The sequence below is a fragment of the Nonomuraea sp. CA-218870 genome, assembly GCF_050936535.1.
Classification (GTDB): Bacteria; Actinomycetota; Actinomycetes; order Streptosporangiales; family Streptosporangiaceae; genus Nonomuraea; species Nonomuraea corallina.
In genome coordinates, this window is sequence record NZ_JBNJMN010000001.1 from 1,269,584 (window position 1) to 1,288,592 (window position 19,009).

21 protein-coding genes are annotated in these 19,009 nt (G+C 71.8%); 8 read left to right on the forward strand and 13 right to left on the reverse strand.

Features of this window, described 5'->3' with window-relative positions; all coding sequences use genetic code 11:
* The first annotated feature begins 135 nt into the window (after positions 1 to 135).
* Entirely contained in the window at positions 136 to 822 is a 687-nt protein-coding gene (locus tag ACQEUU_RS06450; protein ID WP_433061613.1) for a TetR/AcrR family transcriptional regulator, read from the forward strand.
* Here ACQEUU_RS06450 and ACQEUU_RS06455 read toward each other — a convergent pair.
* From ACQEUU_RS06455 to ACQEUU_RS06470, 4 genes are read right to left on the reverse strand one after another with little or no spacing between them, the layout of a single operon-like run.
* Entirely contained in the window at positions 819 to 1,607 is a 789-nt protein-coding gene (locus ACQEUU_RS06455; RefSeq protein ID WP_433061615.1) for an ABC transporter permease, read from the reverse strand. The two genes, ACQEUU_RS06450 and ACQEUU_RS06455, sit on opposite strands and share 4 nt — an antisense overlap.
* Positions 1,604 to 2,398, reverse strand: a complete 795-nt coding sequence (locus tag ACQEUU_RS06460; RefSeq protein WP_433061618.1) for an ABC transporter permease — start codon at positions 2,396 to 2,398, stop codon at positions 1,604 to 1,606. The genes ACQEUU_RS06455 and ACQEUU_RS06460 overlap by 4 nt, the downstream gene beginning before the upstream one ends.
* Positions 2,395 to 3,195, reverse strand: a complete 801-nt coding sequence (locus tag ACQEUU_RS06465) for an ABC transporter ATP-binding protein (protein WP_270153447.1) — start codon at positions 3,193 to 3,195, stop codon at positions 2,395 to 2,397. Before ACQEUU_RS06465 ends, ACQEUU_RS06460 begins: the two co-directional genes overlap by 4 nt.
* Positions 3,192 to 4,223: an ABC transporter substrate-binding protein gene (locus ACQEUU_RS06470; protein WP_433061622.1), complete on the reverse strand. Its 1,032-nt coding sequence runs from the start codon at positions 4,221 to 4,223 to the stop codon at positions 3,192 to 3,194. The genes ACQEUU_RS06465 and ACQEUU_RS06470 overlap by 4 nt, the downstream gene beginning before the upstream one ends.
* Before the next feature lie 482 nt (positions 4,224 to 4,705).
* On the opposite strand from ACQEUU_RS06470, the gene ACQEUU_RS06475 reads away from it, so the two are divergent.
* Together ACQEUU_RS06475 and ACQEUU_RS06480 are read left to right on the forward strand one after the other, a co-directional pair.
* The gene (locus tag ACQEUU_RS06475; protein WP_433061624.1) at positions 4,706 to 5,467 is read left to right on the forward strand and encodes a class II aldolase/adducin family protein; all 762 of its coding nucleotides are present in this window, start codon (positions 4,706 to 4,708) and stop codon (positions 5,465 to 5,467) included.
* Positions 5,464 to 7,110 (forward strand): long-chain fatty acid--CoA ligase, encoded by a 1,647-nt coding sequence (locus tag ACQEUU_RS06480; RefSeq protein WP_433061627.1) that lies wholly within the window; start codon positions 5,464 to 5,466, stop codon positions 7,108 to 7,110. The genes ACQEUU_RS06475 and ACQEUU_RS06480 overlap by 4 nt, the downstream gene beginning before the upstream one ends.
* A gap of 76 nt (positions 7,111 to 7,186) precedes the next feature.
* On the opposite strand, the gene ACQEUU_RS06485 is transcribed toward ACQEUU_RS06480, so the two are convergent.
* Positions 7,187 to 8,311: an alpha/beta hydrolase family protein gene (locus tag ACQEUU_RS06485; RefSeq protein WP_433061630.1), complete on the reverse strand. Its 1,125-nt coding sequence runs from the start codon at positions 8,309 to 8,311 to the stop codon at positions 7,187 to 7,189.
* Between the two features lie 477 nt (positions 8,312 to 8,788).
* Between ACQEUU_RS06485 and ACQEUU_RS06490 the strand changes: the two genes are divergently transcribed.
* Positions 8,789 to 9,016: a hypothetical protein gene (locus ACQEUU_RS06490; protein WP_433061633.1), complete on the forward strand. Its 228-nt coding sequence runs from the start codon at positions 8,789 to 8,791 to the stop codon at positions 9,014 to 9,016.
* Positions 9,017 to 9,019: 3 nt separating this feature from the next.
* Here ACQEUU_RS06490 and ACQEUU_RS06495 read toward each other — a convergent pair whose 3' ends face one another.
* The 3 genes from ACQEUU_RS06495 to ACQEUU_RS06505 all read right to left on the reverse strand — a co-directional run bounded on the left by ACQEUU_RS06495 (position 9,020) and on the right by ACQEUU_RS06505 (position 10,826).
* Positions 9,020 to 9,712 carry a DNA alkylation repair protein gene (locus ACQEUU_RS06495; RefSeq protein ID WP_433061635.1) on the reverse strand — a complete coding sequence of 231 codons (693 nt, stop codon included), beginning with the start codon at positions 9,710 to 9,712 and terminating at the stop codon, positions 9,020 to 9,022.
* Positions 9,709 to 9,903, reverse strand: a complete 195-nt coding sequence (locus tag ACQEUU_RS06500) for a hypothetical protein (protein WP_433061637.1) — start codon at positions 9,901 to 9,903, stop codon at positions 9,709 to 9,711. The genes ACQEUU_RS06495 and ACQEUU_RS06500 overlap by 4 nt, the downstream gene beginning before the upstream one ends.
* A 104-nt stretch (positions 9,904 to 10,007) precedes the next feature.
* Positions 10,008 to 10,826 carry an oxidoreductase gene (locus tag ACQEUU_RS06505; RefSeq protein WP_433061639.1) on the reverse strand — a complete coding sequence of 273 codons (819 nt, stop codon included), beginning with the start codon at positions 10,824 to 10,826 and terminating at the stop codon, positions 10,008 to 10,010.
* A gap of 218 nt (positions 10,827 to 11,044) precedes the next feature.
* On the opposite strand from ACQEUU_RS06505, the gene ACQEUU_RS06510 reads away from it, so the two are divergent.
* Together ACQEUU_RS06510 and ACQEUU_RS06515 are read left to right on the forward strand one after the other, a co-directional pair.
* Entirely contained in the window at positions 11,045 to 11,749 is a 705-nt protein-coding gene (locus tag ACQEUU_RS06510; RefSeq protein ID WP_433061641.1) for a helix-turn-helix domain-containing protein, read from the forward strand.
* A gap of 72 nt (positions 11,750 to 11,821) precedes the next feature.
* Positions 11,822 to 12,367, forward strand: coding sequence for a dihydrofolate reductase family protein (locus ACQEUU_RS06515; protein ID WP_433061643.1), 546 nt, complete (start codon positions 11,822 to 11,824; stop codon positions 12,365 to 12,367).
* A gap of 9 nt (positions 12,368 to 12,376) precedes the next feature.
* Here the strand turns inward: ACQEUU_RS06515 and ACQEUU_RS06520 are convergent, their stop codons facing one another.
* From ACQEUU_RS06520 to ACQEUU_RS06530, 3 genes are all read right to left on the reverse strand, one after another.
* Positions 12,377 to 13,384 carry a 1-aminocyclopropane-1-carboxylate deaminase gene (locus ACQEUU_RS06520; protein ID WP_433061646.1) on the reverse strand — a complete coding sequence of 336 codons (1,008 nt, stop codon included), beginning with the start codon at positions 13,382 to 13,384 and terminating at the stop codon, positions 12,377 to 12,379.
* A gap of 92 nt (positions 13,385 to 13,476) precedes the next feature.
* Positions 13,477 to 14,112, reverse strand: coding sequence for a response regulator (locus ACQEUU_RS06525; protein WP_433061649.1), 636 nt, complete (start codon positions 14,110 to 14,112; stop codon positions 13,477 to 13,479).
* On the reverse strand, positions 14,109 to 15,194 hold the full coding sequence (locus tag ACQEUU_RS06530) for a sensor histidine kinase (RefSeq protein ID WP_433061652.1): 1,086 nt from the start codon (positions 15,192 to 15,194) through the stop codon (positions 14,109 to 14,111). Before ACQEUU_RS06530 ends, ACQEUU_RS06525 begins: the two co-directional genes overlap by 4 nt.
* Positions 15,195 to 15,318: 124 nt before the next feature.
* Here ACQEUU_RS06530 and ACQEUU_RS06535 point away from each other — a divergent pair, with 124 nt between their 5' ends.
* Entirely contained in the window at positions 15,319 to 16,095 is a 777-nt protein-coding gene (locus ACQEUU_RS06535; protein ID WP_433061655.1) for a lysostaphin resistance A-like protein, read from the forward strand.
* 1 nt (position 16,096) lies between these two features.
* Here ACQEUU_RS06535 and ACQEUU_RS06540 read toward each other — a convergent pair whose 3' ends face one another.
* Together ACQEUU_RS06540 and ACQEUU_RS06545 are read right to left on the reverse strand one after the other, a co-directional pair.
* Positions 16,097 to 16,954 carry an amidohydrolase family protein gene (locus ACQEUU_RS06540; RefSeq protein ID WP_433061658.1) on the reverse strand — a complete coding sequence of 286 codons (858 nt, stop codon included), beginning with the start codon at positions 16,952 to 16,954 and terminating at the stop codon, positions 16,097 to 16,099.
* A gap of 102 nt (positions 16,955 to 17,056) precedes the next feature.
* On the reverse strand, positions 17,057 to 17,965 hold the full coding sequence (locus tag ACQEUU_RS06545; RefSeq protein WP_433061660.1) for a LysR family transcriptional regulator: 909 nt from the start codon (positions 17,963 to 17,965) through the stop codon (positions 17,057 to 17,059).
* Positions 17,966 to 18,035: 70 nt separating this feature from the next.
* Between ACQEUU_RS06545 and ACQEUU_RS06550 the strand changes: the two genes are divergently transcribed.
* Positions 18,036 to 18,872: an SDR family NAD(P)-dependent oxidoreductase gene (locus ACQEUU_RS06550; protein ID WP_433061663.1), complete on the forward strand. Its 837-nt coding sequence runs from the start codon at positions 18,036 to 18,038 to the stop codon at positions 18,870 to 18,872.
* Positions 18,873 to 19,009 lie beyond the last annotated feature (137 nt).

Below are 19,009 nucleotides of genomic sequence, written 5' to 3' on the forward strand. Positions count from 1 at the left end.
CGGCGCGTGTGACGGCGGCGGGCCGCGGTTTGCCAGCCGTGACGGTCGATGAGAAAGTCTGTCTCCCGGCCTTGACGGCCTACCGCTCCCGACACTCCCGTCGTCTGAAGGCGACAGTTCCCTCGGCAGGCTGTGATGGTGAAGAAGAGCAACGAGGCGACGCCGGACGTGCCGGCGCGCGGGGACTGGCGGCGCTACGAGCCGGTCGAGCTGTCGCCCATCCTGACGCACGCGCTGGAGGCGTTCTACGAGCACGGCTTCCACGGCACCACCGTCCGCGACATCGCGCGACGGGTCGGGGTGACCGTGCCGGCGCTCTACTACCACCATGAGAACAAGGAAGCCGTCCTCGTGGCGCTGCTGGAGACCGCGACCAACGACGTGATCTGGCGGGCGAACGCGGCGGCCGAGGAGAGCGGCGACGACCCCGAGGCGCGGCTGGCCAACGTCGTCGAGGCGGTCGTGCTGCACATGACCCATCGCGTCCGGCTGGCCGCGCTGGACTCCGAGCTGCGCTATCTCCAGCCGGACAACCGCAGGCACTACGCGGCGACGCGCAAGAAGCTGGAGACGCTGCTCACCGAGGTCATCGAGGACGGGGTGGACCGCGGGGTGTTCGCCGTGACCCTGCCCGCCGAGACGGCCAGGGCGTTGCTGGGCATGTGCCAGGCGATCGCCAAGTGGTACCACGACGGCGGTCCGCTGCGACCGGAGGAGATCGCCGAGCGCTACGTGGACATCGCGCTGACGACCGTGGGTGTCCGGGGCCTGGCGTCGCGTACCGGCCTCGAACACCCTGGCGGAGCCTCTTCGGCCGGCTAGCCGGCCAGGCGCCGGTCGACCCGCAGCAGAACCGTGTTCACCACGGCCGCGACGATGACCGTCACCAGGACGATCGCGAACAGCCGCGCCGGTTCCAGCGCCGCGTACGCCCCGCTGAGCTCCACGCCGAGGCCGCCGGTCGAACCGAAGTACTCGGAGATGACGACCGAGACGAACGCGATGCCGAAGCCCAGGCGCATGCCGACGAGGAGAAGCGGCAACGCCCAGCGCATTCTGATCTTCACGGCCATCGCCCAGGACGCCAGCTCCACGCTGCGCCCGAGCCGGACGAGTGCCTGCGGCGTCGTCCGCACGCCCGCGATCACGTTGACGAGAATCGGGAAGACCGCGGCCAGGAAGCCCATGGACATCTTGGCCGCTCCGCCCGCGCCGAACAGGGTCAGCAGGATCGGCAGGAAGACGATCCGGGGGATGCTCCCGTACGCCTGCACGAGCGGGTCGAACACGCGGTAGGCGAAGTCGTTGACCGCGATGGCGTAACCGACCGGCACCCCCACCGCGAGGGCCAGCCCGAACCCGCCGGCGACGTGCAGCAGGGTGTCGGCGGTGGCCTCGGCGAGCCAGCCGTCCGCGAACCCCCGCCCCAGCGCCTCGACCGTGGCCAGGGGCGCGCCGAGATGGCTCGACATGAGCGACATGAGCTGCCAGATCAGGACGATCAGCGCCAGCCCGGCGAGGTGGAGGAGGGCGGGAGGCCGGCTCCGGCCGGGAGCGTCCGCCTGCCCGCCGCGGGCCCGTGTTTCCTGCTTCGATGCCACGGTCATGTCGTCACGTCCCGGCGGAGAGATCGTTCGATGCGCGTGAGAACCAGGTTGACCAGGATCGCCAGGACGCACACCACGACGATGTTGGCGTACATGCGGTCCACCGCGAAGGTGTGGTAGCTCTGCCCCACCCGGTATCCGAGCCCGGCGCTCGCCACGATGAACTCCATGCCGATCGTGGTGACCAGGGCCGCGAGGAACCCCACCCGCAGCCCGGGGAAGATCAGGGGGATCGCCGCGGGCAGGAACACCTTCCGGTACGCGGCGGACCGGCTGAGCATCAGGGACGTGGCCAGGCGCTGCAGCCCGCGCGGGATGGCGCCCAGGCCGGCCGTGGTGTTGAGCGCGACGGGAACCATGGTCACGGCCGCCACGACGATGACCGTCGGGCCTCGGTTGAGCCCGAAGATCGTCAGCAGTACGGGATAGAAGACGAGCAGCGGGACCGACTGGAGCGCGACGAGATAGGTGCTGACGACCGCCTGGACGCGCCGGAGCCGGGCGACCGCGATGCCGATGCCGACGCCGGCGGTCGCCCCGATCAGGAAGCCCGCGGCGAGCGTCGTCAGCGTGGCCGCGAGGTCGTTGACCGTCTCAGGAGTGCCGACGAGGTCGGCGAGCTCCGTCGCGATGACGGAGGGGCGCGACCACGTCAGCGGGTCGAGCAGGCCCGACGCGGCCCCTGCCTCCCAGAGCGCGAAGAACCCGACGACGAGCGCGGCCTGCGTGGCCGGCACCTGCCAGTCGGCGCGCGGGAGTCGGCTTCGCCGCGCCCTGAGCGTGGCGCTCAATCCGCGCTCCCCACGAGTTGCCGGTTGGCCTCGTCCCGCAGCAGTTTCCAGATGACGCCGTTGAGCTCCTGGAACCGCGGGTCGAGCGGAAGGTCGGCGCCCCGCGGGCGCGGAATGTCGATCACCACGCGCTCCTTGATGCGCGCCGGGCGCTGCGACATCACCCAGACCTCGTCGGACAGGGCGATCGCCTCGGGGATGTCGTGCGTCACGAACAGGACGCTGCAGCGGATCCGTTCCCAGATCTTGGTGAGCTCGGTGCCCATCATCATGCGCGTCTGCTGGTCGAGGGCGCCGAACGGTTCATCCATGAGCAGGATCTCCGGGTCCACCGCCAGGGCGCGGGCGATCGCGACCCGTTGCCGCATCCCGCCGGACAGATCTCCCGGGTGCTTGTCCCCGAACCCGTCGAGCCCGACCAGGTTGATCAGCGAGTCCGCGCGGTCGCGTCGCCGTTTCTTCGGCACGCCCGCGGCCTCCAGCCCGAAGGCGATGTTGTCCCGCACCGTGCGCCAGGGCAGCAGGGCGGCTTCCTGGAAGACCATGGCCGTCGTCCGGCGCGGTCCGCGGATCTCCTCCCCGTTCAGCCGGGCCGAGCCCGACGTGGGGGCCAGCAACCCGCCGGCGATGTCGAGCAGCGTGCTCTTCCCGCACCCGCTCGGCCCGATCACCGAGACGAAGCGGCCTTTCGGCACGGCGGCGGTGACGCCGACGAGCGCCTCGATGGTCCCGCTGGCGGTCCGGTACGTGAGAGCCGTGTCCTCGAACTCGAGCACCGCCTCGGTCGAGGTGGTCACAGGCTCTCCAGGAGGCTCGTGTCGAGCAGCCCGGACACGTCCGCCTGCTTCGTCAGGCCGAGGCTCACCGCCGCCTCGGCCGCCGTGCGGACGCCCTCCTCGTCGATGTCGACCTTCCAGGCCTCCTTGGGAACCGAGCCGAGGGCCTCCTGCGCGACGGCCGCGTCGAGCTTCAGCGCGGGTCCCCAGATCGAGGCGGCGCGCTGGACGTCGTCGGTGATCAGCGTGAGGGCCGCGCGTACGGCCTCCATCCAGCGGCGCAGGCCGTCGCGGTTGGCGTTGAGCGCCTTCTCGGTCACGCAGACGCAGACGTCGGCCCATCCCGGGTGGAGGTCGGCCGCGGTGATCGCGACCTTGCCGGCGCCGGTCGTGATGAGCTTGCTGGACGTCGGGGGGACGAGCGCGCCCAGGTCGACGATGCCCTTCTCGACGGACGGCCAGACCGAGGCGTAGTCGCCCACGCTCACGACCTCGGCGTCGGTGCCGGGCTTGAGCCCGCCCTTCGTGATGGCGAGGTTGGCGAAGAACTCCACCGGGCTGCCGGTCCCGGCGATCCCGATCTTCTTGCCCTTGAGGTCCTCCGGGGAGGCGATCGTGGTGTCGGGGAGTCCGACGAAGACGACGGAGGCGGCGTTGAACCCGCCGCCGATGATGCGCAGGTCCTTGGCGCCGCCCTGGTAGGCGAGAACGGTGGAGATCGTCGCGGCAGACCCGAAACCCGACCCTCCGCGGATCGCCCGGATCGTCTCCGTGCCGCCGGAGAGGTGGACGTTGGAGATGGACAACTGGTGCTGGGTGTAGAACTCCTGGGCGGCGATCACGTAAGGGGCCGCGGAGACGATCGTGTCCAGTCCGGAGATCGCGGCCTGGCCGCCGAGGTTCCCGCTCTCGGCGCTCTTGGTCGACGCCTCGTTCGATGAGGCGCAGGCGGACAGCAGGGCGACACCGCCGATCGCTGCTCCGACGCGGAGGACTTCGCGCCTGCTCAGGCGGGAAATGCGCAGAGCGTCGCCTCGAGGATTCGCCATGTGAGTCCTTCTCCTGTCTCAGGAAAGCCGAAGGTGCTCGGATGCCTGATTGTTTCGGTTGCGGGAGGCTAACAGAATACAGTTCTGCTGTCCAGAGTAGTTTTCTTGCGTCGCGGGCTCGGGCGGGGCGTCGGTGTGGTCGTGAAGGGGGCGGGCGTCCGGGGTCACCGCACAGTGCATCGCATGGGTGCGGGCCGGGACTCCCCGGGGTGTCCGGGCGGCTCGGTGACGTCGAAGTCCGCCGCTCCGGCGGGCCGGAGAATGCTTACTTATCGCTCGCTCAGAAGGTAGGGGGAGTCGATCGGCGGGTCAATCCCCTCCGGGGAAACGGCGGTGCGGAGGCGCATTGACCGGGCGACCTCAGCAGGGCAGAATCGTTTTCTGCTGAACAGAAGTTTGTCCGGCGGCGGGCCTTCCTCGTCAACCGTCGCGACGGGAAGGTCCGGCTGCGGGGCACCCCGCGATCCCAAGGAGAACCCGAGGTGTTCGAACCGGCCCCCGAACCGGACCCCGCCGGACTCGGCCCGCTGCGCCGGGAGATCGCCGAAGGCTGCCGGGTCCTCGCCGCACGGCGGCTGGCCCCCGGCATCCTCGGCCACATCAGCGTGCGCGTCGACGCGTCACGCCTGCTGATCCGGTGCCGCGGCCCGCACGAGCGCGGCCTGGCGTACACGACCGCCGAGGACGTCAGGCTCCTCGACCTGGCCGGCCGTCCCGGCGCCGACGGCGAGCTGGACGGCGGCTACACGCCGCCGTTCGAACTGCCCCTGCACACCCGGATCCTGGAACGCCGGCCGGACGTCGCGTGCGTCGTGCACGCGCACCCGCGCGACGTCGTCGTCGCCGACCTCGCGGGACTGCCGATCCTGCCCGTCGTCGGCGCCTACGACATCCCCGGCGCCGCCCTGGCGGCCGACGGGGTCCCGGTGTATCCGCGTGCCGTGCTGGTCCACACGCCCGGACTCGCCGACGAGGCAGCCGACGCGCTCGGCCCCCGCCACGCGGTCGTCATGCGCGGCCACGGCCTGACCACCGCCGGCGCCTCCGTGGCCGAGGCCGTGCTGCGGGCCGCGTCGGTCCAGGCCATCGCGTCGATCTCGCTCTCCATCGCCGCCGCGGGCGGCACCCCGCGGCCCATCCCCGAGGAGGACCGGGCCGAGCTGCCGAACCTCGGCTCCGGCCTCAACCTGGGGGCGGCCTGGCGCCACGAACTCGCCCGACTGAACGAGGGAGAACTGCCGTGAACCGCCCACCGATCAGCCCGCTGAGCGACATCGGCGACGGCGACCTGACCGTCACCCACATCCTGCGCCACGGCTCGACCTGGCACTCCGGGCGGTCGGTCCGGACGGTCGGCGACGACGCGTCCGAACTGTGCTACGGCGACCTCGCCGGGCGCGTCGCGGCGCTCGCGCACGGCCTGCACGCGCTCGGCGTCCGGGCCGGTTCCGTCGTCGGCTCGCTGATGTGGAACACCCGCGAGCACCTGGAGGCGTACTTCGCGGTCCCGGCCATGGGCGCGCTGCTGCACACGATCAACCCGCGGCTGTCGGCGGAACAACTGGTGTTCACCATCAACCACGCCGCCGACGAGGTGATCGTCGCCGACGCGTCGTTCCTGGGCCTGCTGGTCGAGATCGCCGACCGCCTGCCGACGGTGCGCACGGTCGTCGTGGTCGGCGCGGGCGCGGCGGGCGCGCCGGACGCCTGGCCGGGGGAGACGCCGCGCTACGAGGAGGTCGTCGCCGGGCAGCCCACCGCCTACGCCTGGCCGGAGCTCCACGAGAAGGCCCCCGCGACTCTGTGCTTCACGACCGGGACCACCGGCGATCCCAAGGGCGTCGCCTACAGCCACCGGTCCATCTGGATCCACGCGATGTCGCTGTGCACGGCCAACGCCGTCGCGCTGAGCTCCCGGGACCACGGCTACATCATCACGCCGATGTTCCACGCCAACGCGTGGGGCTACCCGTACGCGACCTTCTGGGCCGGAGGCGACCTGCTCCTGTGCAACCGCTGGGTGGACCCCGCGACGGTGGTCGAGGCGATCGGGCGTCACCGGCCGACGTTCTCCAACGGCGTGCCCACCGTGTGGAACGAGATCCTCAACTACCTCGACGCCGACCCGTCGCGGGACCTGGGGACGCTCGACCGCGTCGTCCTCGGCGGCGCGCCCATCCCGAGGACGCTGCGCACCGGGCTCAAGGAGCGCTACGGCGTGGAGGCGCTGCAGGGCTGGGGCATGACCGAGACCTCGCCGCTGGTCACGCTCAACCGCCCGCCGCGGGCCGAGGAGGACGCCGACCCCGATCGCCGCGCCGACAGCCAGGGCCGGGTCCTGGCCGGCGTCGAGATCCGCCTCGTCCAGCCCGACACCGGCGAACCGCTGCCCGCCGACGGCCGCGCCGTCGGCGAGCTCGAGCTGCGCGGCCCCTGGATCGCCGGCTCCTACCACCGCGCCGACGCCGGCGACAAGTTCCGCGACGGCTGGCTGCGCACCGGCGACGTCGGCACGCTCGACCCGCTCGGGTACGTGACCCTCACCGACCGGGCCAAGGACGTCATCAAGTCCGGCGGCGAATGGATCTCCTCCAACGAGCTGGAGCTCGCGGTCGCCCGGCATCCCGACGTCCTTCAGGCGGCGGTGATCGGCGTGCCCGACGACCGCTGGGACGAACGCCCCTGCGTCCTGGTCGTGATGCGGGACGGCGCCCGGACGACCCTCGCGGACCTGCGCGACGCGCTGCTCGGCACGGTGCCCAAGTGGTGGGTCCCGGAGCGCTGGGTGCTGCTCGACGAACTGCCGCTGACCAGCGTCGGCAAGTACGACAAGAAGCGCATGCGCGCGATCTACGCGGAGGGGAAGCTGGACGTCCGGCGCCCGTGACCGGGCCGCTCCGGGGAGCCCGTCCGATCCTGGACGGGCTCCCCGGCCGCCGTCACGGGGAAGGCGGCCCGACCGGTCACGGCCAGGAGACGGGGAAGCGCTCGGCGATCCACTGGGTGACGACGTCGGCGACCCGCGCGCGGGCCCCCGGCGGGCTCTCGAAGTAGTGGTCGCCGGGCAGGTCGATCCGCTGCTTGTCGTCGCTCGCGATGGCGGCGTACAGGCCGTCGGCGTCGCTCGGGTACACCCCCGCGTCCGCGTCCGGGTTGATCACGATCGCGGGCACCTTCACCTTGGCCAGATGCTCCTCGGCCCGGCACTGCGACTCGCTCAGGCTCCACATGCCCAGCCAGTTGCGCAGCGACGTCTCGTGGCCCAGACCCCGGCCCGAGCGGTTCGCGACGGCCGGATCACCCCGGTAGCAGGCGTTGTCCGGGCGGTCGGACGGGTCCAGGGACGAGTCGACCATGCGCGGGTCGGCCCACACCCGCTGCACGCTGAACGGGCGGTCATGGAAGCCCAGCGCCTGGATCCTGGCCAGTTCGGCCTTGGCCCAGGCGGTGATCCGGTGGTTGCGCGCGACCTGCGCGGCGCGATAGCGGGCCAGGAACTCCGCCGAGAACGGGGGACCGTTGTCCGGGTTGAACAGGTCGAGCTCCGGGTCGGTCAGCGTCGGGTCGTGCTCGTCGACGACCGCCGGGTCCATCCACGCGGTGATCACCTCCGGCCGGCCGAGGTGCGCGGCGAGGGACACGTACGCGTCGCCGGGGATCAGGTCGTCCACGCCGGGCGCCGGCGGCAGGCCGATCCCCGGGCGCACGGACGGCTCGACCGCCTGCGCGTGGTAGGCCGCCATGAGCGACCCGCCCCCGGAGTTGCCGAGCAGGACCACGTGCTCGACCCCGGCCTCCTCCTTGAGCCAGCGCACGCCGACGCCCAGGTCCACCAGGGCCCGGTCGAGGACGAACTCCGACTCGTAGCCGCGGTAGCGCGTGTTCCAGCCCAGGAAACCGATGCCCCGCTCGGCCATGTGCTCGGCCAGGTAATGCTCGGAGAAGTCGATCTGGAAGTGCGTGGCGATCATCGCGACGCGCGGCCGTACGCCTTCGGGCGCGTAATAGACGCCCTGGCACGGCCTGCCGCCCGCCCCGGCCCGTCGCGTGCCGGGGGATTCACTGCTGACGAAGGACTTGCTGATCATCGGAGAGAGACCGCCTTGTGGTTCTGTCGTACGGGGGTGGTGGGGTCGCGGTGCGTGGCTGTGGCGATGAGGTGCTGCGACGCTAATCCGGACCGGTCCACACGGTCAAGAGTGAGCGCTCGCTAAGTGGATCGTCCAACGTCTTGACGGGTGGTACGGCGTCTCTCTACGCTCGACTTAACGAGCGATAAGTATGCACGATCAGGCGTCGATCCAGTAAACGAATTCGGGCACGTGCCAGAGGAATTCGGGCAGCGCCTGCTCCGATCCGCGGAATTCCACGAGGAAGTCCTTCAGGAATTTCATGTGCCATCCATGGTCGGTAATGGATCCCGGATGAGCGCCCCTGACCGGCCAACGACGACGCCGTGGGCGCGGTTCCCTTTCCCCGGGTGAATCGGCAGCGGAGCCGTTTCGTACGGTAAGCGCAAGCCCTGCCCGGGGGGAAAGGGCGGACGTCGGCTAGCGTTGCCCCCGTTGACGTCGGAGATGGCCGTGGCCGAGGACGCCGGCTACTTCGAGGCCGCGAGCCGCTATGTCCCGCACCTGCTCGGCATGCTCCGGCAGGTGGTGGCGTACCAAGGCCCCACCGCCGAGGACCCGGCCGTGCTCGGCGCGATCTCCGCACTCACCCATCCCGAGGTGCTCGCCAGGACGGTCGCCGAGTTCTTCGCGGCCGAGTCATCCATCCGCGTCCCCGACTGATGGTCAGGCGCCGCGGCGCACCATCTCGTTGATCCAGACGGGCGCGAACGGGGACGTGCAGCCCGGGGAGGTCGGGTAGTCCTTGAGCACTTCCAGGCGCTCGCCGATGTCGATCGCGCGGGCGCGGTGCTCGGCGTGGTCGATCCCGATCCTGGCCAGGCAGGTGTTCATCGCCCACTGCAGGCGCTCAGGGGCGGCCTTCATCTCCGTCTCGATGACGTCGAGCAGCCCTCCGAGGTCGAGGCCGTCGGGCTTCTTCGCCACGCGTTCGGCGGTGAGCGCCCATCCGGCGCTCGCGACGACCGGGTCCGGATCGGCGGACCAGGCCAGGCGCAGGTCCTCGGCGTGCGGACTCTTCCGCACCACGTAGTTCACCAGCCAGTCGTGCACCTTGGGGGTGCCCGCCTGGCGCAGCATGGCGTCCAGCCGGTCACGCTCGAACGCCTTCGGGCGGCAGATCAGGATCGCCAGCAGCTTCGCGGCGGTGTCGTCCGTCTCCCAGAGCCGCAGGGCGAGGTCCTGCCGCGTCTTGAGGCGTTTGGCGAGCGCGCGCAGGTGGCCGAGGTTCACCCCGTGATCGTCGCCGTGTCGCTCGTTCACCTCGCGGACCCTGGGGTCGTCGAGCGCGGCCAGTTCGGCCAGCACCTCGGCCACCGTCGCCTCAAGGCCCGCCTCAGAGGGCTTCGTCCCGGTCACCGCGGCCTCCCGTCCATCACGTACGACTTCCGGCCTGCGACCGAGGGGACTTCAGGAGAGGCCCGGAAGCCGGACCCCGTGCCGCCCGCGTGGTACGCCGGCTCCGCCTCCGAGGCGCGCAGGGCGGCGAGCGTCGCCTCCAGCGCCGAGTTCACGTCCGGCGGCCGCGCGGCCGCCTCACCCGATCCCATGACCGTCACCGTACCGGCACCGTACCGGCACCGGCCCCGAAGCCCGGAACGCCCCAGGCGCGGCGCACGCGGCCGAGGCAGGGAGTTCCCGGAGCCGGCTCGGGTCAGGCGCCCGGTCCCAGAGGTCTGGGGAGTTCGCGGTCGCCGCCCCACAGGGAGCGCACGAGCAGGTCGGTGGTCTCCTGGCCGAACAGCTTGACGCCCATGACGTTCGCCGGGTCGCGTTCGGCGATGTTCCTGCGGATGGCCAGGTCGCGTTCGGCCAGCGCGGCCCGCTCCTCGACCGGCACGGGCTCGGCCTCGTCCACCCACCTCAGCCACTGGTCGACCCGCCGGTGCAGCACGTCGCGCACGACCTCGATGTTGGCCTGGGTGGCGGGGAAGGAGTAGCAGTACGCCGTCGGGGAGAGGCTGGCCCGGATGAACGCGGTGGGGCTGGTGAACCAGACGAAGTCCTCGTGCTCGCGCCGGTGCTCCAGCCAGTCCGCCTCGTTGGGGGCGTAGTAGCGGTCGTAGTAGTCCGTGTCGCCGACGAGGTCGCCGCGCGGGACGGCGTCGACGTAGAACCAGCCCTCGGGCCAGAGCAACAGCGCGATGCCGAGGTGCGGGACCCGGACGTGCGGGCCGAGCCAGACCGTCAGGTGCAGGTTGACGAAGCTCGCCTTCGGGTTGCCGATCCAGGAGTGGACCATCCAGTCGATCTCCGGGCCGCTGAAGCCGGCGAGCCTGCCGCCCGCGCCGTCGGGGTAGGTGCCGTACGACTCCAGGGAGGCGGTGGACGGGTCGCGGGTCAGCTCGAACCTGGCCTCGATCTTGGCTGTCAGCTCACCGAGCAGGTCCTGCCACTGCTGGAAGGCTTCGGTGACGTCGACGACCGGCGCCCGGCCGACCATCTCTTCGACGTTCTGGAGCGTTTCGTTCACGACGTGACTCCTGTTCGGCAGCGTTTCCCAGCGGGAGAACCCCGGCGCGGCCCCGCATAGACTGTTACGTCTGGAGAAACAACGTTTCCACTTCAGGATCTCGCGGAAACGCCGCACCTGTCCAGCGGATCGGGCCACGTTCCGCTCGCGGGCCGCGCCGTAAGGTGGGAAAGGTCCGCGCGCCGCGGCGTCCCACCCGGTGGAAGGGGATGAGTCGGATGGGTCTGGAGGTCGAGAGCCGATCGTCGGATTCCCCGTACGTCGAGCGGGTGTGGCGCAGCGTCAGCAGCGGCGGCCTGGACCGGATGACGTCGGTCGCCACGACCTGCGGGGAGCTGGTCATCTGGGAGCACCGCGGCCGGGTATGCGTCGCCGTGCGCGGGCCGGAGACGAAGGCGAGCGCGGCTCCGGTGCCGGAGGACGCCACGTTCTTCGGGATCACCTTCTCTCCCGGAAGCTGGATGCCGCACCTGCCCTTCCACCGGCTCGTCGACCGGTCCGCGGACATTCCTGACGCGACGCGCAGGTCCTTCAGCCTCAAGGGCTCCACGTGGCGGATGCCCGACTATGACAACGCCGAGGCGTTCGTCCGGCGGCTGGCCCGCGAGGACGTGCTGGACCGCGACCCGGTCGTCGCCGCGGTGCTGCGCGGAGAGTCGCCCGGCCTGTCGGAGCGGACCGTCCAGCGGCGCTTCCTGGCCGCCACCGGTCTCACCCGGGTCGCCATCCGGCAGATCGAACGCGCCCGGCGGGCGGCGGTCCTGATCCAGTCGGGGACGCCGATCCCCGACGTGATCGACCGGCTCGGATACTTCGACCAGCCGCATCTCGCGCGGTCGCTGACGCGCTACATCGGCCGCACCGCCACGCGGCTCGGCGACGGCGACCCGGTGGAGCCGCTGTCGCTTCTGTACAAGACCTGAGCGCCCCCTCCTGCCTAGGGTCGGCAGTCCGTACGACGGAGGCCGTACGGACCTGACAGAGGAGCCGGAGCGATGGCGAGAATCATCTCCAACTTTTTCATCTCCCTGGACGGCGTGGTGGAGGCGCCGGACCAGTGGCATTTCGCGTACTGGAACGATGAGATGGGCGCCGCGGTCGATGCGGGGATGCGCGACCAGGCGGCGATGCTGATGGGCCGCAAGCTGTACGAGGAGTGGTCCGCGTACTGGACGACGACCGGGGAGGACCAGGACATCGCCGCGATCATCAACAGCACGCCGAAGTACGTCCTCTCCACCACCCTGGAGAAGGCCGACTGGACCAACACCACCCTCGTCAACGGCGACGTCGCGGCCACGCTGCGCGAGCTGAAGGAGCGGCTCGACGGCGACATCCAGATGTCGGGCTCGGCCACGACCGTGCGCTGGCTGCTGGCGAACGGGCTGCTCGACGAGCTGCGCCTGCTCGTCCACCCGATCGCCGTCGGCCGGGGTCAGCGGCTGTTCGAGGACACGCCGACCCACCCGCTGAAGCTGGTCAGGTCCGAGACGTTCCAGACCGGCGTCCTCAACCTGGCCTACACCCCGGACACCGACTGAGCCGGGGGTTCAGCGGAAGACGCCGCTGTAGGCGTTGAGGGCCGGCTGGCCGCCGAGGTGGGCGAACAGGACGTTGGCGTCGCGGGGGAGGTCGCCGTCGCGTACGAGGTCGATGAGGCCGGCCATGGACTTGCCCTCGTAGACCGGGTCCAGGATGACCCCTTCGAGGGCGCCGGTGAGGCGGATGGCCTCGACGGTGGACCGGACCGGGACCCCGTAGAGGTCGCCCGCCCAGCCCTGGAGCAGGGTGATCTCGTCGTCGCGCAGGTCGCGGCCGAGTCCGATGAGCTCGGCGGTGGCGCGGGCGATCTTCTCCACCTGGGCCCGCGTCTCGGCGGGCCTGGCGGAGGCGTCGATGCCCAGGACGCGGCGGGGGCGGTCCTGGGCGGCGAACCCGGCGATCATGCCGGCCTGGGTGCTGCCGGTGACGCTGCACACCACGACGGTGTCGAAGAAGACGCCCAGCTCGCGCTCCTGCCGCCGCACCTCCTCGGCCCAGTGGGCGAAGCCCAGCCCGCCGAGCGGGTGGTCGGAGGCGCCGGCGGGGATGGCGTACGGGGTGCCGCCCGCCGCCCGGACGCCTTCGATCGCCTCGGTCCAGCTGTCCTTGTAGCCGATGCCGAACTCCGCCTCGACGAGCCGGACCTGCGCGCCCATGATCCGCGACAGCAGGATGTTGCCCACCTTGTCGTTGACCGCGTCGGGCCAGTCGACCCAGCTCTCCTGGACCAGGACGGCCTTGAGCCCGAGCCGGGCGGCGACCGCCGCGACCTGGCGGGTGTGGTTGGACTGGACGCCGCCGATGGTGACGAGCGTGTCGGCGCCCTGCCGGAGGGCGTCGGGGATCAGGTACTCCAGCTTGCGGGTCTTGTTGCCGCCGAAGGCCAGGCCGCTGTTGCAGTCTTCCCGCTTGGCCCAGATCCGCGCCCCGCCGAGGTGGTCGCTGAGGCGCTCCAGCGGGTGGACGGGGCTCGGGCCGAAGGTCAGGGGGTAGCGCTCGAAGTCGTCGATGGACACGCCGCGGCTCCTCGGATAGGCGATGTGCAATATATTGCATGCATCACGCCACCGACTGTCAAGAGCCGTACGCACACCAGGAAGGGCCCGCGTCAGCGGTCCGTGAGGTGGAGGGCCAGCTGGGTGCGGTCACGCAGGCCCAGTTTGCGCAGGACGCTGGAGACGTGGTTCTTCACCGTGCCCTCGGTGATGAACAGCCGGGCGGCGATCTCCCGGTTGGCGGCGCCGGCCGCGACCATCCGCGCCACCTCCAGCTCCCTGGCCGACAGCAGGTCCTGGCCGGGGAACGTGCCGCGAGCGGGGGCGCGGCGCAGGTTGGCGACCAGGCGGGCGGCCACCACGCTGCTCAGCACGGTCTCGCCGCGGCTCGCCCGCAGCACGGCCGACACCAGCTCGTCGGGCGTGCAGTCCTTGAGCATGTAACCGGCCGCGCCGCCGCGCAGCGCCCCGAAGACGTACTCGTCCTCGTCGAAGGTGCTGAGCACGATCGCCGCCACCGAGGGATGCTCGACCGTCAGCCGCTTGATCAGCTCCACGCCGTCCATCCGTGGCATCCTGGCGTCCACGAGGGCCACGTCGGGGCGGATCTGACCGATCACCTCCAGCGCGGCCTCCCCGTCGGCGGCCTCGCCCACGACCTCGATGTCCTCCTCGATCGCCAGCAGCTTGCGCAGACCCTGCCGCATCAGCTCCTGGTCGTCGACCAGCAGCACCCGCACCGGGCTCACGACGGCAGCTCCGCCCGCAGCTCGAAGCCCTTGGACGCGTTGCCGAAGGTGAGCGTGCCGCCGAGCGCCCTGACCCGCTCGGTCAGCGAGCTCAGCCCGAAACCGTGACTCTCTTCATGACCCTTGCCGTCGTCGGCGACCACGAGCACGACCTTCCCCTTCTCGAACGAGAGTGTGCCCTGTACGGATTCGGCCTCGGCGTGCCGGAGGGCGTTGGTGAGCCCTTCCTGCAGCACCCGGTAGAGCACCAGCTCGGCGTCCGGCTCCAGCGCCCGTTCGGCGCCCGCCACCTCGAAGGAGACCGAGACGCCGGTGCCGGCGAAGGAGGCGGCCAGCAGGCGCAGCGCGTCGCTGCCCAGATGGCCGTTGAGCGGGAGCGGGCGCAGCGCCCGCACCCACCGCCTGGCGTCGGCCAGCGCCGCGACCGTGAGCTCCTTGGCCTGGTGAACCTCCTCCCAGGCGGCTTCGGGACGGCGGTGGCGGAAGCGCTCGGCGTTCTCCAGCCCCACCTTGATCACGGTCAGGTGGTGGCCGACCGAGTCATGCATCTCCGCCGCCATCCTGGCCCGCTCCTCGGCGACGGTCAGCTCGCGCACCCGGTCGGCGAGCTGCCTGGCCCGCACCACGGCCGACGCCATGCCCATCGAGAAGGTGGCCAGCACGGCGATCAGCGCCAGCTCGGTGAGCGCCCGCACGAGCGTGGCGCCGTAGAAGAGCGGCCCGACGGCGAACATGATCAGACCGAACGCGACGAGGATGGCGGTGGCGACCCGCATCCCGTACACGAAGGCGAGGTTGGCCACGCCGATGAGCAGCAGGGGCGCGTGCGTGCCGACCGCCCCGGTGAGCCCGAGCGTGAGCGTCCCCAGCAGGAACGCGGGGGCCACCAGCCGCCGGCCCCGGCCGGGCCGCCACGGCATCACCAGCCACAGCCCGCCGAGCAGCACCACGGTGGCGAAGAACAGGACCCGGTCGAGCACGCTGCTGACCATCGCCACGTTGATCGCGACGGTGAAGGCGAGCACGACCCAGAACACCACGCTGAGGAGAACCGGGCGATCAGGGTCGCGCAACCACGCCATGGGTCGAATGTACGATCCTGCGGGGGTGCCTGTGATCCCACGCGAGTCACCATGACTTTCGTCATGGCGATCTCTATCTCCGGCTCGATGCGGCGCCCGCCCGCGCGTTCGTAGCCTGCACCGAGTGAAGACTCACTGGTCCGTGCTGCTCGCCATGGTCGTCATGCTCGTTCAGGCGTTCGTCGGAGCCGTCCCCGCGCTGCTCCTCCTGGACCGCGCCAACCCGCTGCGACCGTTGCTCGGCGCGCTCGGCGTCACGCTCGTCGGGCTGCTGCTGGTCTACCTCGTACGCCGCTTCCTCGACCGGCGGCCGTGGCGGGCGCTGGGCTGGCGCAACCCGTCGCACCTCCTGCTCGGCGTGCTCGCGGGGGCGGTGCCGGTGCTGGCCGCCAACGGGCTCTCCCTCGCCGTGGGCGCGTCCGCGTGGGCCCCGGTGGACCCCGCGATCTACGCCCAGCTGCCGCTGGTCGCCGTCGTCGTCCTGCTCGGCCAGGCCTTCCCGGAGGAGCTGCTCTGGCGCGGCCACCTCTACGACACGCTGTCGGACCGGCTGTCGCCCCGGGCGCTGCTCGTCGTCCTGTCGGCCGGGTTCGGCGTCCTGCACATCGCCTCCCAGAGCGCCGCCGACAGCATCGCCGAAAGGCTGCTCTACGTGGTCATGGCCGTGTCGCTGGGCTTCGCGTGCACGGCGGCGCGGGTGTGGAGCGGCGGGCTGTGGATGGCGGTCGGCGCGCACCTCGGCGTCCACCTGGGCATGCGGGCGCTGCCCCTGCGGCCGGAGGAGTTCGGGGTGATGCTGGTGCTGCAGACGGTCATGCTCACGCTGGCGGGAGTCGTGCTGCTCAAGGGCCGGGGGCTGCTGTCCTCCGGGGCCCGGACGGGCGACCGGGTGACCGCCTGACTCAGAGGCCGAGGAGACGGGCGGCGTTCTCCTTGAGGATGCGGGGCCGGACCTCCGGCTTGATGTCGAGCTTGTCGAAGTCGGCCAGCCAGCGGTCCGGGGTGATGACCGGGTAGTCGGAGCCGAAGAGCACCTTGTCCTTCAGCAGCGTGTTGGCGTACCGGACCAGCTGGGGAGGGAAGTACTTCGGCGACCATCCCGACAGGTCGATGTGGACGTACGGCTTGTGGGTGGCGACCGCGAGCGCCTCGTCCTGCCAGGGGAACGACGGGTGGGCCAGGATGATCCGCAGTTCGGGGAAGTCCACGGCCACGTCGTCGACCAGCATCGGGTTCGAGTACTTCAGGCGGATCCCGCCGCCTCCCGGGAGGCCGGCGCCGATGCCGGTCTGGCCGGTGTGGAACAGCGCCGGGACGCCGAGCTCCTCGATGACCTCGTACAGGGGATAGGCGACCGGGTCGTTGGGCGCGATGCCCTGGATGCTCGGGTGGAACTTGAAGCCGCGCACCCCGTACTCCTCGACGAGCCGGCGGGCCTGCCGGGCGCCGGCGCGGCCCCGCCACGGGTCGACGCCGGCGAACGGGATGAGCACGTCGGGGTGTTCGGCGCAGCTCTCCGCGACCTCCTCGTTCGGGATGGGCGGGTGTCCGGTGGCGTGTTCGGCGTCGACGGTGAACACGACCGCGGCCATCCGGCGTTCGCGGTAGTAGGCGGCCATCTGGGGGATGGTGGGCCGGGGGTGGTCCTTGAAGTACGCGGCGGAGGCACGCAGCAGTTCGGGGCTGAGTGACTCGTGCCCGTCCTTAGAGACCTCGGCGTGGGTGTGGACGTCGATCGCGACGAGATCGGCGACGTTCATGACGGCTCCGGGGCGGGGGTGGCGGTCGCGCGGGCTGTTCACCTTACTGCGTACCCGATCACGGACGGGGTGATCGCGGCCCTGCCGATCCCGGGGGGCCCGTCACGGCGTGAGCGCGGTCGTGCGCAGGGCGTCGGCGAGCCGGGCGGCGGGCTCCGTGAGCGGGCCGGGGACCCTGGCCAGCAACAGGCGCCGCTGCTCGCGCGGCCCGCCCCGGACCGGGAGGACCCGCACGCCGGGCGGGGCCGCCCCGGCGAGGACCGCGGGCACGGTGGTCAGGCCGAGACCCGCGGCCACCAGGCTCAGTTTGGCCAGCCAGTCGCGGGCGACGTGCGCGACGCGTGGCCGCTCGTCCAGGCCGGGCCAGACGCCCATCAGCGTGCTGTCACCCCGCGGGGCCGCGATCCAGGGCTGGCCGTGCAGGTCGGCGACGTCGACGTGGTCGCCGCGGGCCAGCGGGTGGGCCTCCGGGACGGCCACCCGCAGGCCGCGTTCGGTGAGCACCCGGACGTCCAGCGGCGGCGTCTCGTCGTCGAGCGGGCGGAACGGCGGGACCGAGGACACCAGGGCGAGGTCGAGGGCCCCGGCGCGGAGCGCGCGGACCAGCACGGGCGTGCTGCCCTCCCGGGTGGTGACGGTGATCGCGGGATGGGTGCGGCGCAGGCCGGCGAGGGCGCGGGGGACCAGCGCGGCGCCCGCGCTGGCGAACCAGCCGAGCCTGACCGTGGCCGGCTCGGCGGGCAGCCCGGCCAGCTCACGGGCGGCGGCGTCGACCTGCTCGACCACGGCGGCGGCGCGGCGGAGCACCACCCGCCCGGCCGGGGTGAGCCGGACGCCGTCATGCCGGCGCTCCAGCAGCGGAACGCCGGCGGCGCGTTCGAGCGAGGCGATCTGCCGGGAGACGGCGGACTGGGTGTAGCCGAGCGAGGTGGCGGCGGCGGTGAGCGTGCCGCGCTCGGCCACCTCGCGGAAGACCCGCAGCGCGGTGAGCGAGGCGTCGGTGAAGGCCATGACGACTACGCATACCACTGATGACAGACTCTCGCTGGTGGCATGGCCGTCGCCTTCCTAGCGTGAGGTCATGACCACTACCTCCAGGGTCGCCGTGGTGACCGGCGCCACGCAGGGCCTCGGGCTGGCTCTCGTCGAGGGCCTGGCCCGCCGGCTCGGACCGGACGACACCGTCTACCTCACCGGCCGCGACGCGGGCCGGGTCGCCCGCGCCGCCGAGGCCGTGTCCGGGCCGGGAGCCCGCGTGCGCGGCGAACTGCTCGACGTGGCCGACCCCCGGGCCGCCGCCCGCTTCGCCGGCCTGGTGCGCGAGCGGCACGGCGGCGTCGACGTCGCCTTCAGCAACGCCGTCATGCGGATCGGCCCCGGCGACGACCCGCCCGCGGTGATCGACGAGTACACCCAGGTGAACAACCTCGGCGCCACCCGGATCCTGCGCGCCCTCGGCCCGCTGGTGCGCGACGGCGGGCGGATCCTCGTGGTCGCCAGCACGCTGGGCACCCTGCACCACCTGGCGCCGGTGCTGCACGACCGGTTCGCCGACTCGGCCACGCTCGACGAGGTGGACGAGCAGGTCGAGACCTGGCGCGACGCGATCAGGAACGGCGACGGCCGCGCCGAGGCGTGGCCGGGCTTCGTCAACATCCCGTCCAAGATCGCACTGGTGGCGGCGGTACGGGCCCTGGCACGCGAGCGGCAGGCACAGGACACGCGCCGGGGCATCCTCGTCGCGGCGGTCTGTCCCGGAATGATCAACACGCCCACGTCCGGCCTGTGGTGGGACGTCAGCGGCGCGCCCAGCCCCGCCCGGGCCGCCGTGCCCCTGCTCGACCTGGCCCTCGGCCCGGTCGACCCGGAGCACTACGGAGCCCTGGTCCGGTTCGGCCGGGTCCTCCCCTTCCGCTGACGGCGGCGGGATTCCGCATGACCAGGGGGCCGCCCGGCCGAGCCGATCCGCGCGCCCATCTCCGACGTCACCGGAGCCGCCGTCGCCTCCGTCGGCTCGCGGAAAGGAGAGCGTCCGTGTGATCGTACGAGAGACCC

Coding starts and splice junctions, on each gene's coding strand:
- ACQEUU_RS06545 (WP_433061660.1), bottom strand. CDS start 17,965: ATGGCCTTCACCGACGCCTCGCTCACCGCGCTGCGGGTCTTCCGCGAG.
- ACQEUU_RS06485 (WP_433061630.1), bottom strand. CDS start 8,311: ATGATCAGCAAGTCCTTCGTCAGCAGTGAATCCCCCGGCACGCGACGG.
- ACQEUU_RS06455 (WP_433061615.1), bottom strand. CDS start 1,607: ATGACCGTGGCATCGAAGCAGGAAACACGGGCCCGCGGCGGGCAGGCG.
- ACQEUU_RS06510 (WP_433061641.1), top strand. CDS start 11,045: ATGGGTCTGGAGGTCGAGAGCCGATCGTCGGATTCCCCGTACGTCGAG.
- ACQEUU_RS06540 (WP_433061658.1), bottom strand. CDS start 16,954: ATGAACGTCGCCGATCTCGTCGCGATCGACGTCCACACCCACGCCGAG.
- ACQEUU_RS06450 (WP_433061613.1), top strand. CDS start 136: ATGGTGAAGAAGAGCAACGAGGCGACGCCGGACGTGCCGGCGCGCGGG.
- ACQEUU_RS06550 (WP_433061663.1), top strand. CDS start 18,036: ATGACCACTACCTCCAGGGTCGCCGTGGTGACCGGCGCCACGCAGGGC.
- ACQEUU_RS06470 (WP_433061622.1), bottom strand. CDS start 4,223: ATGGCGAATCCTCGAGGCGACGCTCTGCGCATTTCCCGCCTGAGCAGG.
- ACQEUU_RS06530 (WP_433061652.1), bottom strand. CDS start 15,194: ATGGCGTGGTTGCGCGACCCTGATCGCCCGGTTCTCCTCAGCGTGGTG.
- ACQEUU_RS06500 (WP_433061637.1), bottom strand. CDS start 9,903: ATGGGATCGGGTGAGGCGGCCGCGCGGCCGCCGGACGTGAACTCGGCG.
- ACQEUU_RS06515 (WP_433061643.1), top strand. CDS start 11,822: ATGGCGAGAATCATCTCCAACTTTTTCATCTCCCTGGACGGCGTGGTG.